This is a genomic window from Prochlorococcus sp. MIT2302 (genome assembly GCF_059772385.1).
The window spans coordinates 22,846-38,721 of the sequence record NZ_CM186285.1; the positions used below are offsets into that span (position 1 = coordinate 22,846).

Annotated in this window: 11 protein-coding genes; 4 read left to right on the forward strand and 7 right to left on the reverse strand. The window is 35.8% G+C overall.

Annotated features, from left to right (window positions below):
- Positions 1-32: 32 nt before the first annotated feature.
- From AC6EI2_RS00130 to AC6EI2_RS00145, 4 genes are all read left to right on the forward strand, one after another.
- Positions 33-3,992 (forward strand): translocation/assembly module TamB, encoded by a 3,960-nt coding sequence (locus AC6EI2_RS00130; RefSeq protein ID WP_498462422.1) that lies wholly within the window; start codon positions 33-35, stop codon positions 3,990-3,992.
- A gap of 147 nt (positions 3,993-4,139) precedes the next feature.
- A complete protein-coding gene (locus tag AC6EI2_RS00135) occupies positions 4,140-5,456 on the forward strand; it encodes a glutamate-5-semialdehyde dehydrogenase (RefSeq protein ID WP_498462423.1) in 1,317 nt (438 codons plus the stop codon).
- Positions 5,453-5,842 (forward strand): dihydroneopterin aldolase, encoded by a 390-nt coding sequence (locus AC6EI2_RS00140; protein WP_498462424.1) that lies wholly within the window; start codon positions 5,453-5,455, stop codon positions 5,840-5,842. Before AC6EI2_RS00135 ends, AC6EI2_RS00140 begins: the two co-directional genes overlap by 4 nt.
- Entirely contained in the window at positions 5,843-6,445 is a 603-nt protein-coding gene (locus tag AC6EI2_RS00145; RefSeq protein WP_498462425.1) for an esterase/lipase family protein, read from the forward strand.
- On the opposite strand, the gene AC6EI2_RS00150 is transcribed toward AC6EI2_RS00145, so the two are convergent.
- The 7 genes from AC6EI2_RS00150 to AC6EI2_RS00180 are packed head-to-tail and all read right to left on the reverse strand — an operon-like array spanning position 6,442 to position 15,678.
- Positions 6,442-8,553 carry a M3 family metallopeptidase gene (locus AC6EI2_RS00150; protein ID WP_498462426.1) on the reverse strand — a complete coding sequence of 704 codons (2,112 nt, stop codon included), beginning with the start codon at positions 8,551-8,553 and terminating at the stop codon, positions 6,442-6,444. The two genes, AC6EI2_RS00145 and AC6EI2_RS00150, sit on opposite strands and share 4 nt — an antisense overlap.
- A 16-nt stretch (positions 8,554-8,569) precedes the next feature.
- Positions 8,570-10,123, reverse strand: a complete 1,554-nt coding sequence (locus AC6EI2_RS00155) for an NAD(P)H-quinone oxidoreductase subunit 4 (protein ID WP_498463498.1) — start codon at positions 10,121-10,123, stop codon at positions 8,570-8,572.
- A 57-nt stretch (positions 10,124-10,180) separates the two neighbouring features.
- Complete coding sequence (thrB, locus tag AC6EI2_RS00160; protein WP_498462427.1) at positions 10,181-11,128, reverse strand: homoserine kinase; 948 nt, start codon at positions 11,126-11,128, stop codon at positions 10,181-10,183.
- A gap of 11 nt (positions 11,129-11,139) precedes the next feature.
- Positions 11,140-12,183, reverse strand: a complete 1,044-nt coding sequence (locus AC6EI2_RS00165) for a glucokinase (RefSeq protein ID WP_498462428.1) — start codon at positions 12,181-12,183, stop codon at positions 11,140-11,142.
- 23 nt (positions 12,184-12,206) lie between these two features.
- Positions 12,207-14,132: a threonine--tRNA ligase gene (gene thrS, locus AC6EI2_RS00170; RefSeq protein WP_498462429.1), complete on the reverse strand. Its 1,926-nt coding sequence runs from the start codon at positions 14,130-14,132 to the stop codon at positions 12,207-12,209.
- A 7-nt stretch (positions 14,133-14,139) separates the two neighbouring features.
- A complete protein-coding gene (gene trpS, locus AC6EI2_RS00175) occupies positions 14,140-15,153 on the reverse strand; it encodes a tryptophan--tRNA ligase (protein ID WP_498462430.1) in 1,014 nt (337 codons plus the stop codon).
- Complete coding sequence (locus AC6EI2_RS00180) at positions 15,154-15,678, reverse strand: DUF8668 family protein (protein ID WP_498463499.1); 525 nt, start codon at positions 15,676-15,678, stop codon at positions 15,154-15,156.
- Positions 15,679-15,876: the final 198 nt, after the last annotated feature.

Genomic DNA, 15,876 nt, shown 5'->3' on the forward strand with positions numbered 1-15,876 from the left:
TGTTGGCTCCCCAAGTTTGAGAATGATGTTTCATGGGAGATGAGAGGAGTTCTAAAAGATTAAAGCGCTGGGGACTTGCTGGAACCCTTGTGGCTTTAGGTGGTGTTTTGATTTGGAGTGGGGCAGATCTCTTGGTAGGCAGCACTATAAGCCGTTTTTCACCTCAAATAGAAAAAACATTATCCAACTCCTTAGGCCATCCTTTAAAAATAGGAGCCTACAGAGGGCTTAGACCATGGGGCGTTGCGTTGGGACGAACGAAGTTGCTTCCAGGTGAAAAAGATTCTTCATCTGTCAATATTTCAACTTTAACCGTTAAATTTGCGCCTTTTGCAAGTTTATTTAATTGGCAACCTGTTGCAATATTTAATCCAAAGGGAACTGAAATTATACTAGCCAAAAATAATCAAGGTTCTTTTTGGGTCTTGCCCTCGACTGATAATTCTAAGTCAAATAACTTACATCTAAGATTTAATCTAAAAGGCTCAACCAAAATTGTATTTAATCCTGGAGAAAAGATATTATTTGCTAGAGGCAATCTTGGCCTTAACCTTGCTAAGAAAAAGATTTATGGTGCTGTTAACTTACACTCTAAAAAGCAGGGAAGCCTCTATCTTTCTGGTAAGGGCCATTGGGATGGATTAGAGTTTCAAGCTAAAGCAAGAGTTGATAAACTTAGACTTGGCTTTTTGCAGGGGATCTTAGGGAATGATTCAAATATTATTTCCAAGGGCAATATTAATGGTAAAATTAATTTAGAAATAGATAAAGGTTTTATAAAATGCAAAGGTGGTTTAACTGCAGATGATCTAAGCTTAAGAGTAGGGATTTTAAATGATACGCTATCTACTAACCATTCAAGAATAAAATGTGATAATAAAAGGTTAAAAATAACAGAAACAAATTGGCAATATGGTTATTGGGATATATCTACGTTAGCTGAAATACCATTTTATAAAAAAGATTTAACACATATAAAATCTCTAGCCTATGTAAAAATTAAAGACTATGAGCATAAACCTCTTGAATTGAAATTTAAACTGCCAATTTCAATAGTTGAAAGACGCCTTATACCTGGAGATTTAAAAGCAAATTTTAATTTAGAATCTTTTCCTTTAGGTGCATTAAATCCAATATTAAATGCATCATTATCTGGGAAATTAAATACTACTGGTGACTTCTATGGGCCTCTGACATCATTAAATTCTTCTATTGACCTTTCTTTGGATAACCCACAGGCTAATGGTATTCGCTTAAGAGAAAAGTGGAGAGGTTCCTTTACTCGAATACCAGATGAAAAGAAATGGGGTAGTTTGAGAATTCAATCAGAAGGGGCTTCCACCCCGGCTAATCTTCAAATTAACTTCAATAGAAATGGTAATTTCAATGATTTAAGCTTAAATAGATTGGGAGGTAAAATAAGTATAAACTCTAAATTAAATGCTTTTGAATGGGATGCTGATAAGTTTAGATTAGATAGAATAGAAGTTGCTTTCCCCCCAGAGAAGAGTTTTAAACGAATATTTGGGGAAGTGTCAGGGAATGGAATATTTTCTCTTGATCCACTATTTCTTAATGGTTATGTAAATTTAGATTATTTTAGATTGTTAGGTCTCAAATTAAAAAAGGCACGTATTAATGGAAAAATTAAAAATTCAGAAACTTATCTAAAAGGTGAATTAATTACATCTAAAAATGGAAAGATTAAGTTTGATATTAATAATGGATCTGAATTTTCTTTGTTAGCTCAAGTTAAAGATGTTAGCTCTAGTTGGATCGCTGCTACTGCTTTAGAGTTTCCTAAGTTAGGGTTGAAGTACTCAGAGGCATTGGGTGAAGCAGAAGATTTAGGGAGATTGAAGATTGGTAATAATAATAGTTCTTTAGATACTCAATTAGAAGCTTTATCTAAATCTAAGGATTTATATAAAGAAGAGATTAATAAGATAAATAATAAGAGTATTATTAATCCTTATGATCTAAATGGAAATGTTGATGCGGATATTAAATTAAGCGGTCCAAGCCTATCTGATTTAAAGTTAGAAGCTAAAGCATTTGGAAGGGTTTGGACAAACAAGCTGAAAGTTATAAATTCAAAAGATATAAGACCTTTTAAAGCATTTTTTAATGGAAATCTAGGATCAGGCAATGGAAACTTTTCATTACTTGACTTCAATTTTTCATTATTGTCTTTACTTGCGCCAATTCCATCGACAGTTAATGGATATTTTGGTCTAAGTGGTAAATATAGTTTGACTAATGGTACCCCAGAAGTAACTTCTGATCTATCTATCAAGGACACAAAAATTGATGATAGAAAAATTATTTTAGATAAAGGTAGTATTTTCTATAAAGATAATTATCTTGAATTTGATATAGCTCTGAGGGATCAATCTACGATAAACCCAGTTGAATTAAGTGGAATCTATCCATTAAATAATTCTTATCCTATCGATCTAAAAGTTGAAAGTCATGGAGATGGATTGATTTTTTTAACAGGTCTAACAAAAGGAAATGTATCTTGGACTTCTGGTTCTGCTGATCTGAGCTTGCTAATTAGTGGAACGCCAAAAAAACCAGTATCAAATGGTTTTTTTGTTTTAAACAACAGTGATCTACTTTTTCAAAATAGAGAAATTAATAATTTGAATAGCACAGTAGTTTTCGATTTTAATAGACTTGAAGTCCGTGAACTAACAGCAAATATTGGACCAAACGGTCTTGTTAAGAGTAAAGGAGGAATTTCGTTAATTGATTCTCAATTAAGAGAAATTGAACCATTGGCGTTTTCTATAGAGAAAACACGTATCAAAACAGCATTTACTGATTTCATAGCTTCATCCAAGATTATTGTTAAAGGTTCTATTATTAAACCTAAATTGGCAGGCGAAGTCTTTGTTTCAGAGGGCTCTATTTTTGCTAAAAGAGCTAATAATCCTAACAAGAACGCATCTGATAAATCTGATAGCCCTAAAGATTCTAAGGTTAAAAGTATTCCTAGCTTCCCTGAACAAAACTGGAGCCAGGTAGAACCTCTGGTTTTATTCATTCAAGATGAAGATGCTCCTGCAAGCCGAATAGTGAGTGCTGGTTTGCCTAGTGGATTGGAAGCCATTAGCTTTGAAGATTTTAAGCTTGTACTTGGCCCTTCATTGAGATTAGTTTCTCAACCCTTGGCAAGTTTTGAAACGAATGGATTTCTTTTCTTGAATGGCGCTTTTGACGAGACACTTGAAGTTAGTGGAGTCATTAAACTTGTTAGTGGTTACGTTAACCTCTTTACGACTACTTTTAACCTAGATCAAAGTGAACCTAATGTAGCCGTGTTTGTTCCCTCTATGGGATTGATTCCATACGTTGACGTGACTTTGAAGAGCCGTGTCCCAGATAATGTTAGAGATGTCAGTAATTTTTCCTCCAATGGCATGGCATCATTTGGAATTGGAGGATCTCGTTTCGTAAATGTCGAAGTGACAGCTTCTGGACCTGCAGATCGAATTAGTGAAAACTTTCAATTAAGAAGTAATCCATCATTGGGAAGAAGTGAATTGTTAGGACTCATAGGAGGTAATTCTCTTGCAACTTTAATAAGTAGTGGAGGTAATGGAGATGCTCTCACTAGTTTTCTGAACAGATCTTTTGCTTCCTATCTTCAAGGTAATATTAATGGTTTTTTAAGTGATAGGCTTCAAATATCTTTGTACCCTGCATATGTAGGTGGATCAGATTCAGAGAGTGATACCAGTGAAAGCAGTTCTTCAAGTAGTGATCAGGAAGATACAAATTTGCCAGGTCAACAGGCATGGGTGACAGAAATAGGAGTCGACATTAATGATAAGATTAATTTTTCAGTTCAGGCTGCTCCTAACCGACAGGATATTCCACCAAAAGGAAATATTACTTTTCAAATGAATCCTAATGTAGGTCTACTTGGCTCGTTTGATAAGGATGGGAATTGGCAAAGTCAGCTCCAACTCTATTTTAGATATTAAATAAATGAATAGTTGAATACAAATGACTTAACTAAATTTTTTGAATTCGATAGATTTTTATCTTCTTTTATTGCTTGATTCACCATTAAAGGAATATTTTAAAGATAGTTAAAATTTATCTTCGATTAAATAGTTTATCCAAATCAAATGAGTACAAACTTTTTAGTTCCTGAACCTACTCCTCAGCTAATAAAAGTAGCTGAGAGTGCAAAAGAAGCTTCTATCTTGCTTGGTCAATCCACTAACGAAAAGAGGTGTGAGGCTTTGACTGAAATGGCAAATGCTTTGAATAATAATGCCGAGGATATATTGAGAGCTAATAGTCAAGATCTTGAAAGATCAGAAAAAGAAGGGTTGAATAATTCACTTTTATCAAGACTGCAGTTAACAAAAACGAAACTCAAAGGGTGTATTGAAGGGGTCTTAAAAGTTTCAAATCTTGCAGATCCAATAGGTAAAAGACAACTTCATAGGAAATTGGATGAAAATCTTATTCTTGAGAGAGTAACAGTTCCATTAGGAGTATTAGGAGTGATATTTGAATCGAGGCCAGATGCATTAATTCAAATAGCATCCCTTGCTGTTCGTTCTGGAAATGGAGCCTTATTAAAAGGAGGAAGTGAAGCAAAAGCAACAAATCAAGCAATAATGAATTCTCTCAACAAGGGGTTAAAAAAATCAGCTGTTGGTTCAGGTGCGTTGTCTTTACTCACTACACGTCAAGAAAGCTTAGGCTTACTTCGTTTAGATCGGTTTGTAAATTTGATAATACCTAGAGGTAGTAATGAGTTAGTCCAATTTATACAAGAAAACACACGTATTCCTGTCCTAGGGCACGCGGATGGGATTTGTCATTTATATGTGGATAAATCTATAGATATTGATAAAGCTATAAGCATAGCTTTAGATAGTAAGATTCAATATCCGGCTGCCTGTAATGCAATTGAGACATTATTAATTCATGAAGATGTTGCTGAGATATTTTTGAAAAAAGCCTTGCCAATTTTTTCCAATGCAGGAGTAACTCTTAAGGGTGATGCAAGGAGTCAATCTTTAGGGGTAAAAAATAAGGCTGATGAAGTAGACTGGTCTACTGAATATCTTGATTTAATTCTTTCAATAAAAATTGTTTGTAATTCAGATGAAGCTATTGAACATATTCGTAAATATAGCTCTCGTCATACAGAGGCGATAGTTACTGATAATAAGGAAGTTGCTGAGAAATTTTTAAGTTCGGTTGATAGTGCAGGTGTTTATCATAATTGCTCTACTCGATTTGCTGATGGTTTTCGATATGGGTTTGGAGCTGAAGTTGGTATAAGTACTCAGACTCTTCCACCAAGAGGACCAGTTGGATTAGAAGGTTTAGTTACCTATCGCTATTATCTCAGAGGTGATGGCGATCTTGTTAAGGATTTCGCTTCTGGAGATAGAAGCTTTTCTCATGCTGATCTACCATTATGAGCCAATTTAATAATTTAAGCGCAATTCATATAAAAGACTTAGATCTTTGGGCTCATGTAGGTGTTTTAGAAAGTGAGCGAATACATGGTCAAAGCTTTCTTCTTGATATAAGTTTTTGGTTGGATTTGGATGAGCCATCTAAGCTTGATCAATTAGATAAATCAATTGACTATAGCGAAGCAATTCAAGCAATTAAAAAACTTTCATTTGAGATCAAATGCTTAACGATAGAATATTATAGTGATCAAATTTTGAATATTCTTGAGTCTCTATATGGTCCAGTTCCAATTCATATTCTTCTGACAAAATGCTCTCCACCAATACATGGATTTAGTGGAAGTGTTATTGTCGAAAAAAAAAGAAATTTCTCATTGCCTATTAATTAATTGGAAACAAACGCAAGACCAATTTTTTTTATTCATGGTTTATGGAACAATCCTAAATTATTTGAAAAATTAATTAAAAAAATAAATGAAGATGATTATGAATTGTACAGACCACATTTGCCACATAAGTATGGAAAAACATCTCTTAGGCGTCTAGCTCAAGATCTTGATTCTAAGATAGAGGAACTAGTTGGGTCTGAAATTGAAATAGACATAGTTGGTTTTTCAATGGGTGGATTAATTAGTAGGTGTTGGTTGCAGAATCATGACGGTTTTTTAAGAACCAAACGTTTCTTTAGTATTGGTACACCGCATTTTGGTACTTACACAGCTCAAATGATCCCTTCTTTTATGATGCCGGGTATTGCAGAGATGAAAAGAGGAAGTAGTTTTTTATCTCAATTAAATAACGATCAGTCTTCTTTAGAAAAAGTTGAATGTACTAGTTTTTTTACAAAATGGGACTTGATGTCATTCCCAGGCTGGCAATCAAAACTCTCTATGGGTGAATCTTATCACTTACCTGTATTAACACATAAAGAATTGATTACCAATTCTAGTTCTATAGATATTTTAGTCAAAAAGATTTTTAATGATCGCTAATTAAGCCCACTATGTCGTATTAAGGCTTTAGTAGAGGGAAGTCTACCTCTAAATTGTTCGAAGACCTTGCTGGGGGAACGACTACCCCCAAGACTTAGAATTGAATCCCGATATTTTTTGCCAATTTTTCTAACTTCAGCAATATTACTAAGTCCTGCCTCCTCAAAAGCGGCAAAGGCATCAGAACTGAGCACCTCAGCCCATTTATAAGAGTAGTATCCTGCAGCATAGCCACCAGCAAAAATATGACTGAAGGCACATAGGAATTGATCTTCTGGAATGGGAGTCATCACCGTTGTATTCTCTGCGATTTGTCTCCGCAATTCATCTGGGGAAATTTCTGAATTTTCATCCCATTGACTATGGAGTTTTAGATCAGTAAGAGCAAAATGTATTTGCCTTAAAGTCGCAAGACCAGTATTAAATGTTCTGCTCAATCTCAATTTATTGATTTCGGATTCTGGTAATGACTCTTTGGTTTTCCAATGAATTGCTATTTCAGAAATTGTTTGATCTTCTAAGCACCAATTTTCCATAAATTGACTTGCTAATTCGACAGCATCCCATTCAACGTTATTAATTCCCGCTGCTTGTGGGTAGCTTACAGTTGTCAGCATGTGTTGTAGACCATGACCAAATTCATGGAAAAGGGTTTCTACCTCTTCGAAGCTCATCAAACTGGGTTTGTCAGCAATAGGAGGCGTTTGATTGCAGACTAAGTAAGCAACAGGGAGAACAATATCATCTTTCGTTTTTTGATTTCGGCACAAACATTCATCCATCCAAGCACCTCCTCTTTTTGTCGCAGGACGACTGAATGGATCTAGATAGAAAGATGCAATTTTCTGGCCATCTAAATTTTTAACATTGAAGAAACGGACATCTTCATGCCATAAAGGTGCTGTATTACTCGCTTCTTCAATTTCAATTTCAAAAAGTCTTTTGCACAAGTTAAATAGACCATTAAGAACTTGATCTAAAGGAAACCATGGCCTTAGTTTCTCTTGGTCAAGATCGAATTTCTCTTTGCGTAGAACTTCAGCCCAAAAGCTAATATCCCATGGAGATAGCTTAAAATCTTCGCTTTCTCCATTTCTTATGGCACACTCACGAAGATGTATAACTTCTTTTTCAGCATGAGGCATTGCAGCTGATCGTAGTTCTTCTAGTAATATCTCGACAGCTTCTTCATTATCGGCCATCTTTGTTGCCAAACTAATTTCACACCAGTTTTTATATCCCAACAGTTTTGCCTGCTTGTTTCTGATGGTTAGAATTTCTTCAATTATTCTTTTGTTATTCATCTTCCCATCGCTAGCTCTGCTTACAAAGGCTCTATAAACTTTTTCTCTGATACGTCTATCTTTTGCATAAGTTTGGAAAGGAATGTAGCTAGGTAAATCCAAGCCAACTCTCCATGGTCCGTTTGATGGTGAAGGATCATTACCTTCTTCATCTTTGTCACCAGCCTCCTTTGCAGCAAGAGACAATGTTTCTCGGGCTCTTTCAGGTAGGCCCTCGATTTCTGACTTGTTTTTTAATAAAAGACTCCAGTTCTTGGTGGCATCTAATACATTGTTGCTAAATGTCGTTGATAATTCAGCTAATCTTTCACTGCGAGCATTAAATAAAGCTTTTTCATCATTTTCCAGACCAATTCCTTTGTTCTTCATTGTTATCAGTTCAGTCTCAAGTATTCTTATTTGAGTTTCATCTTTTATGTTTCCATGCTCTTTTAAATTTAAGAGTGCCTTAAAAATTACTTCGCTTTGAGCAATCTGATTACTAAATCTAACGATTCTAGGTTGTTGATTTGAATGAACCTCACGCAATTCAGTTGTATTGCATACAGCATTCAGATGACTTACAACCCCCCAACTCCAACGAAGCTTTTCGCCTATTTCATAAAGCTGAGGCATTACATCTTCCCAGCTCAAGGATTTATTGGTTGTTAACTGTTTATCGAGTTGTTCTTCTAGCTTGTTTAATTTTTCATTTAGTTCTCTCATAAGTTTTGGAATATTTTTATTGATCTCATCAGGGGTGATTTTATCGTAATCAGGAAGACCTTGACCTTTTAATAGTGCTGATGGCTTAATTGAAGTCATTTTTTAGATTCAAAAACTAACTTATTGGTACAAGGTTATTGGTAATTAATGATTGTGCGAGAGCATTTGTTGATACCTCATATAAATCAATAGCTATTCTTGGCCAAAAACCTATTACTAATGTAGGGACTAAGAGACTTAAACCTATAGAAAGCTCTCTAGCATCCATTTCTTTTACTATCGATAGAGCGGGTATTCTAGGGCCAAAGAATACTCTTCTGCACATTGAAAGAAGGTATATGGGAGTTAAAACCAGTCCAATGGCTGCTAAAAGAATTGTTATTGCTCTAAATAAAGAAGTGAATCCTTCTTGACTAGTTATGCCTAGAAAAACTGTGATTTCACTTATAAATCCACTCATTCCTGGCAAGGCAAGTGAAGCTAAAGAACTGGCTAAGAAAAATGCAAAAGTAATTGGCAAAGCCTTCGCTAGCCCGCCCATGTTTGGGATTGAAAGAGTGTTGGTTCTTTCATAAAAACTTCCAGTAACAAAGAACATTGCAGCAGCAATAAGTCCATGGCTAATCATCTGGAGCATCGCTCCACTTATACCAAGTGCATTAACAGCACCAATTCCAACAAGTACAAAACCCATATGACTTACAGAACTGCAGGCAATGCGCCTTTTTACATTGTCTTGGGCAAAAGCATTTAGAGCTCCATAAATAATATTTACTATTCCAATGATGATCAGAGCTGGAGCGAGTATTAGATGAGCATCCGGTAAAATTTGTACATTAAATCTTATTAGAGCGTAACCTCCCATTTTTAATAAAACACCAGCTAGCAACATTGAGACTGGTGCATTTGCCTCTCCATGAGCATCGGGCAGCCAGGTATGAAGCGGAAAGATAGGAAGCTTTACTCCAAAACCAATTAAGAAACCTAAATAACAAAATATGCCGAAATTACCAGAAAAAGATTTGGCTGCGATTTCACTTAAATTGAAGGTGAATTGATCTCCGGAAAGAGCTAGTGCAAGACCACTAAGTAGTATCAAAAGGGAAGCGAGTGCGGTGTAAAGAATGAATTTTGTCGCTGCATAAAGTTTTCTTTTGCCTCCCCAAATAGCAATTAGTAGATAAACAGGAACAAGCTCAAGTTCCCAAGCTAAAAAGAATAGTAGAAAATCTTGTGATAGGAAAACTAAAGCTTGGGCTGATGCTTGAATCAATAATAAAGCAAAGTAAAGCCTTGTTTTTTGTTTTACTTTCCAACTTGCAGCTGCAGACAAAAAAGTAATTAGCCCGCTAAGAACTACTAGCGGTGCAGATATTCCATCTACTCCTAATGACCATTCAAGTCCTATGGAAGGGAGCCACTGAAGTCTTTCTACTAACTGCAAATTTTCGCTGCTTGGATCAAACAAGTTGGCAAAAGCCAAAACAATAATTAGAAAATCGGCTAATAAAATAACTAGAGCTATGTTTCTTGGCAGATTAGAATTTTTACTTTCTTCTTTTGGGAGGAAAGGCATTATCAACGCTCCAACTATGGGTAGGAGCACAATGAGTGAAAGCCATGGAAATACTGTCTGAGAATCAATACTCATAGGCACATTGGCATCCATAATTTGGGGCAAGTCAGCCATAAAGCTATCAGTTTTTGTTTGTTTTCATGAAAAGAACTAGACAAAGGTGTTTGAAATGCATTCACTACCTCTGAGTTGAAGGCTCATCAAAGGGGCACGACTTGCTACACCAGCAGCTTCCCAGGCTTTGACCATTGCGACACTGACTTCTCGGCCTTTAGTCGCTTTGCACAAGGCAAGAATGCTTGGGCCTGCTCCACTAATTGCACATCCTAGAGCTCCAGCAGCCTTTGCTGCTTCTCTTACCTCTAACCCCCCTTTGATTAATCCCCATCTGTAGGGTTCATGAAGCTTGTCATGCATACCATCCGCAATTAAATCCTCATTACCTGTTCTCAGCCCTTGAAGTAGAAGCGTGAGGGCACCTAAATTGATTACTGCATCATTAATTGGAATGTTCTCAGGCATTACACGTCTTGCTTCACTTGTACTAAGGCGAATGGATGGAATTGCTACTACCGCTTTTATTGATTGATCCCAATCACAGCGGACTATGCGCCACCTGTCGTTTGCGGTTTTAGCTGTTACGCAAAGACCTCCTATTAATGATGGAACAACATTGTCTGGATGCCCTTCTATATCTATTGCTAGTTCTAATAATTTTTCCTTTGGCAAAGGGTAGCCAGCAAGTGCATTCGCTCCAACCAGGCCTGCAACGATCGCAGTAGCACTGCTTCCAAGGCCTCTTGCAGGAGGAACGGCTAATTTTACTCTTGCCTCAAGTGCGACAGGTTCAACACCTGCAGTTCTCCAAACTCGTTGCGCGGCTCGATAAAAAAGATTCTCAGGGCCGCCTCTTAAATGATTGCCCTCAGTACTTTCCATTATTAATTCAAACCTTTCAGCATTACCTTCAATTCTTTTAATTGTGAACTGATTGGAAAGATCTAATGCTGCACCCAGGCAATCAAACCCTGGTCCAATATTGGCAGTAGTAGAAGGAACCTCTACCACGACAGTTTGTCCTATTTTTGGCGGCCCCATGTTTTTATCCTTTAGCTAAGTCTCCCATTTGATTCGGCACTTAAGCGTGCTCTGCAAGCTGAACTGAATAATGTCGCTTCTGGATCTTTAAGAACAATCAATGGGATTTCCTTTAAATAAGATTGGAAGCGACCCTTATTACTAAATGCATTAAGGAAGTTAGAAGAGTTTATTCCATCGAGGTTTTTTGCAGCTGTTCCACCTGAAATCCATAAGCCTGAAGAGCAAAGTTCTTGTAAAGCAAGATCTCCAGCTGCAGATCCATATGCATTCAGCCATAGTTGCAAAGCTTCAGACATTAATTTGTCGCCTTTATTTGCTTCTTCCCAAACAAGTGCAGGTAAATCTATGAAATCTGATTTGTCATTATCCATTTTTTTTAAAGTTCTTTGAAGTGGATGGTTTTCATTTTTGGAATCATCCAATTTCCATCTAGCAATCATCCCAAGGCCCGTCCCACTAACTATTTTTTCAATTGATATTCTTTGAATATTTAACTTCTTTTTTAGCCATTTAACTAATTCCCATTCGTTTTCTGTTCTTGGGGAAAATTCTCGGTGCCCCCCTTCACTTGGAAATATAAAAATGCTTTTAGGTGTAATTAATCCTCTAGACATTCCTAAGCCAGTACCAGCTCCAATAATTGCAATTAATTTCTGATTGGTTTTGTACTCAGAATTTAATGTTCCTTGGATTACTTCATATTGGGATTTTTTAAAAAATGGTATTCCACATATCAAAACTGAGAAATCATTTATTAATTCAATATTATTTATTTTTGAAAGGTGAGATAATTTTTCTGTTTCTATATCCCATCCTAGATTTGTAACCTTCACTTTTTCGCCTTTTATTTGTCCTGCTACTCCAATACAACCATATTCAGGGAGTGATATATGCTCTGGTAAATGTTTAATAAAATCTTCAAATATTAAGTATAAAGATTTCCATCTTGAAGAAATATAGTATTTTTCAAATAATTTTTTTGGATAGTTCTCGTTTGAATAAACAGCTAATATAGTTTTTGTCCCTCCAAGATCTCCAGCAAGTAAATTCATTAGTTATTGAAATCGTTTTTGATTTAGGATTGATTAATTTGTATACCTTTTTTGCTAATTGATTCGTCGATTATTAATTTAAACTTATCTATACTCATATTTCCAAGATCTTTACCTTCTCTTGTCCTTACTGAGATTTCATTATTCTCTTCTTCTTTATCTCCAATAATTATCAAGAAAGGTATTCTTTGCATAGTATGTTCTCGTATTTTAAAACCAACTTTTTCATTTCTAATATCAATTTCAGTTCTGAATCCAAAGTCAACTAATTTATCTTTAGCACTAAAACATGCTTCATTATTTCTATCAGTTATGCCCATAATCATTATTTGAACAGGTGATAACCATGTAGGGAAATTTCCTGAATAATTCTCAATTAATATCCCAATAAATCTCTCAAAAGAACCTAAAATAGCTCTGTGAAGCATTACAGGTGTTTGTTTCCTTCCTGTAATATCGATATAACTTGCATTGAGCCTTTGAGGCATGGAGAAATCTACTTGAATTGTTCCGCACTGCCATACTCTATTGAGGCAATCTTTTAAGGAGAATTCAATTTTTGGACCATAGAAGGCGCCTTCTCCAGGGAGTAGCGACCAGTCTAATCCTTTTGAATCAAGTGCCTCAGATAAGGCTTTTTCAGATTTGTCCCAGATATCATCACTCCCAACTCTTTTCTCTGGTCTTGTTGAGAGCTTAATAAGAATTGAATCAAAGCCAAAGGTTTTATAAACCTCAAATACCAAATCAATAAAATTTTGGACTTCTTCTTGGATTTGTTCATCGGTACAAAATATGTGTGCATCATCTTGAACAAAATTTCTTACCCTCATTAAGCCATGCAGTGCACCAGAAGGCTCATTGCGATGACAAGAACCAAATTCAGAAAGTCTAATAGGAAGATCTCGATAGCTTTTTAAACCTTGATTGAATATTTGTATGTGGCATGGACAATTCATAGGTTTTATTGCGTATTCCCTGTTCTCTGAAGTTGTAGTAAACATATCTTCTTTAAATTTATCCCAATGGCCTGATTTCTCCCAAAGACTTCTATCTACTACTTGCGGAGATTTAACTTCTTGATAATCATATTTTGTAATCGTTTCCCGAATAAAATCTTCTAAAATTCTATAAATAGTCCACCCTTTAGGGTGCCAAAAAACCATACCGGGTGCTTCTTCTTGTGAGTGAAAAAGTGAATACTTTTTCCCTAATTTTCTATGATCTCTTTTCTCAGCTTCTTCAATTCTTGAGATATATTCTTTTAATTCTTTAGAGCTTTTCCAGGCTGTTCCATATATTCTTTGTAGCATTTCATTGTTAGAGTCTCCGCGCCAATAAGCCCCGGATACTTTCATTAGCTTAAATACTCTTAGATGCCTTGTGTTTGGCACATGAGGACCTCTGCACATATCAATATATTCTTGATGTTTGTATAACTTTATGATTTCATTCTCAGGAATATTTTTAACTATATCTAGCTTGAAAATTTCACCTCTATCAGTAAAAACTTCCGTTGCTTTTTCTGGACTAACTATTTCAACACCTACATTATAATCTCTGTTAACTAACTCTTTCATCCTTTTCTCAATTTTTATAAGATCATCAGGAGTAAAGGTATCTGTATAAGAAATATCATAATAAAAACCATCTTCAATTACAGGCCCTATTGCCATTTTTGCTTCGGGGTATAATTGCTTTACAGCATGTCCAAGAAGATGAGCGAATGAATGTCTTATAATTTCTAGTCCTTCATCATCTTTAGATGTAATAATCTGTATATGAGAATTTTGAGTTATAGGAATACAAGTATCAATTAATTCCCCATTCACTCTCCCAGCTAGCGCTGCTTTGGCTAAACCAGGACCAATTTCTGATGCTATTTGGTCAATTGTTACAGCGGAATCATATTTTTTTTCAGTTCCATCAGGTAATGTAATTATTGGCATAATTTTTCTACAAATTTGAATAAAATCCTAGAGCTTCTTTAACTCTATTTAATGTTAACTTAGAAACCTCCTCGGCAGTAAGTTTGCCTTTATTTAGTATTCTTTTTAACTCTTCTGGATCATTCATTAGTTCTTTATACTTTTCTTGAATAGGTTTGAGAACGTTAATCATTGCCTCTGTAAATTCTGGTTTGAATTTACCCCAGCCCATTCCTGCGCAATACTTAGCTGCTTTTTCTCTCCCTAGGCCAGAAATTATTGAATAAATTGTTAAAAGATTATCAGCTTCAGGTCTTGAGGGATTTCCAAATTCTAGTCCTAATTCTGAGTCGGTTTTTGCTCGTTTTATTTTTTTAGTAATTACTTCTGGATTGTCTAATAAAGTAATCCTACTATTTTCATTTGGGTCGCTTTTACTCATTTTTTTTGTTCCGTCTGTCAGGCTCATTACTTTGGAACACTCTTTCAAAATTAAGGGATTTGGAACTTTAAGTATTGGATTCTCTTTTGTTCCGAATTTTGAATTAACTCTTTGAGAAGCAATATCTCTCGCAAGCTCTAGATGCTGCTTTTGATCTTCTCCAACAGGAACCAAATCAGCGTCATATAGAAGAATATCCGCTGCCATAAGGACTGGATAATCTAATAATCCAATAGATACATTGTCACCTTGTTTAATTGACTTTTCCTTAAACTGAATCATTCTCTCCATCCAGTTTAAAGGAGTTAAGCAATTTAATATCCAGCAAAGCTCGCTATGGGCGCTTATCTGACTTTGAATGAATATTGAGCATTTATCAGGATTCATCCCACAAGCGATATATAAAGCCGCTGTAGATAGAGAATTTTGATGAAGAGATTTTGGGTCATGCGGAGTGGTTATCGCATGAAGATCAACAACGCAGACAAATGTTTCGTAATTTTGTTGTAATTCAACCCAATTTCTTATTGCTCCAAGCCAATTACCAATATGAACGTCTCCAGTGGGTTGAACACCAGATAAGACTCGCTTCTGATTCACTTATCCTTGCTCGCTTGTATTTGTGGAATCATCTTCATTGGAACTTGCTTCCCTAGCTTGATCGTTATTTTTTTCTTCTTCAGGATCTTGTGTAACATTGTTTTCCTGATCAGTATCAGCGACCTGTTGTTCTTTAACTGGTTTTTCTGGTCTTGCAAAAGGGTTGGGCTTTGAGTTGAATGAATTGTTATTTTCACCGTTATAGTTTCCCCTGCCTCTTCTTTGGTTATTGGCGGGCGCTTGAGACCTGTATTCGTTTACTAAATTTTCAAGACTTCCATCTTCAAGCATTTGCGCAAGAGTTCTTACTGCAAAACCAAGCACTGCGACAGTGGAACGAAGATTGAAGGCTTCTTGCAATGATCTGGCTGCGCGCATTTCATTATCACTTAAGCGAATGCGAAAGCCTCCGTCCCTATTGTTAGGACCTCGGCCACCTCTGAAATTATTACGGCCATTTTGTCTTTGGTTTTGGAAATCGCCACCACCTGACTGATTATTGGTGTAAGAGTCACCCATGAACATATTTGTCAATAGGGGCAAGTGTGACGCATAGCCGGTACTTTTGCGACAAATTTGAATATCTTGATTAGCACTTTCACATCTTATAAAATCGATACCAATAAAAAAACTCGATTTTTTTAGGTATAAATTTCTCTTTTTAAAAACGTAAACCCTTCTTTCTTTGAGGTTATTAAGGGAAAGTTTGCTTTAAAATAAAAG

Coding starts and splice junctions, on each gene's coding strand:
- AC6EI2_RS00155 (WP_498463498.1), bottom strand. CDS start 10,123: ATGGATGCCAATGTGCCTATGAGTATTGATTCTCAGACAGTATTTCCA.
- AC6EI2_RS00130 (WP_498462422.1), top strand. CDS start 33: ATGGGAGATGAGAGGAGTTCTAAAAGATTAAAGCGCTGGGGACTTGCT.
- AC6EI2_RS00180 (WP_498463499.1), bottom strand. CDS start 15,678: ATGTTCATGGGTGACTCTTACACCAATAATCAGTCAGGTGGTGGCGAT.
- AC6EI2_RS00135 (WP_498462423.1), top strand. CDS start 4,140: ATGAGTACAAACTTTTTAGTTCCTGAACCTACTCCTCAGCTAATAAAA.
- thrB (WP_498462427.1), bottom strand. CDS start 11,128: ATGGGGCCGCCAAAAATAGGACAAACTGTCGTGGTAGAGGTTCCTTCT.
- AC6EI2_RS00150 (WP_498462426.1), bottom strand. CDS start 8,553: ATGACTTCAATTAAGCCATCAGCACTATTAAAAGGTCAAGGTCTTCCT.
- thrS (WP_498462429.1), bottom strand. CDS start 14,132: ATGCCAATAATTACATTACCTGATGGAACTGAAAAAAAATATGATTCC.
- AC6EI2_RS00140 (WP_498462424.1), top strand. CDS start 5,453: ATGAGCCAATTTAATAATTTAAGCGCAATTCATATAAAAGACTTAGAT.
- AC6EI2_RS00165 (WP_498462428.1), bottom strand. CDS start 12,183: ATGAATTTACTTGCTGGAGATCTTGGAGGGACAAAAACTATATTAGCT.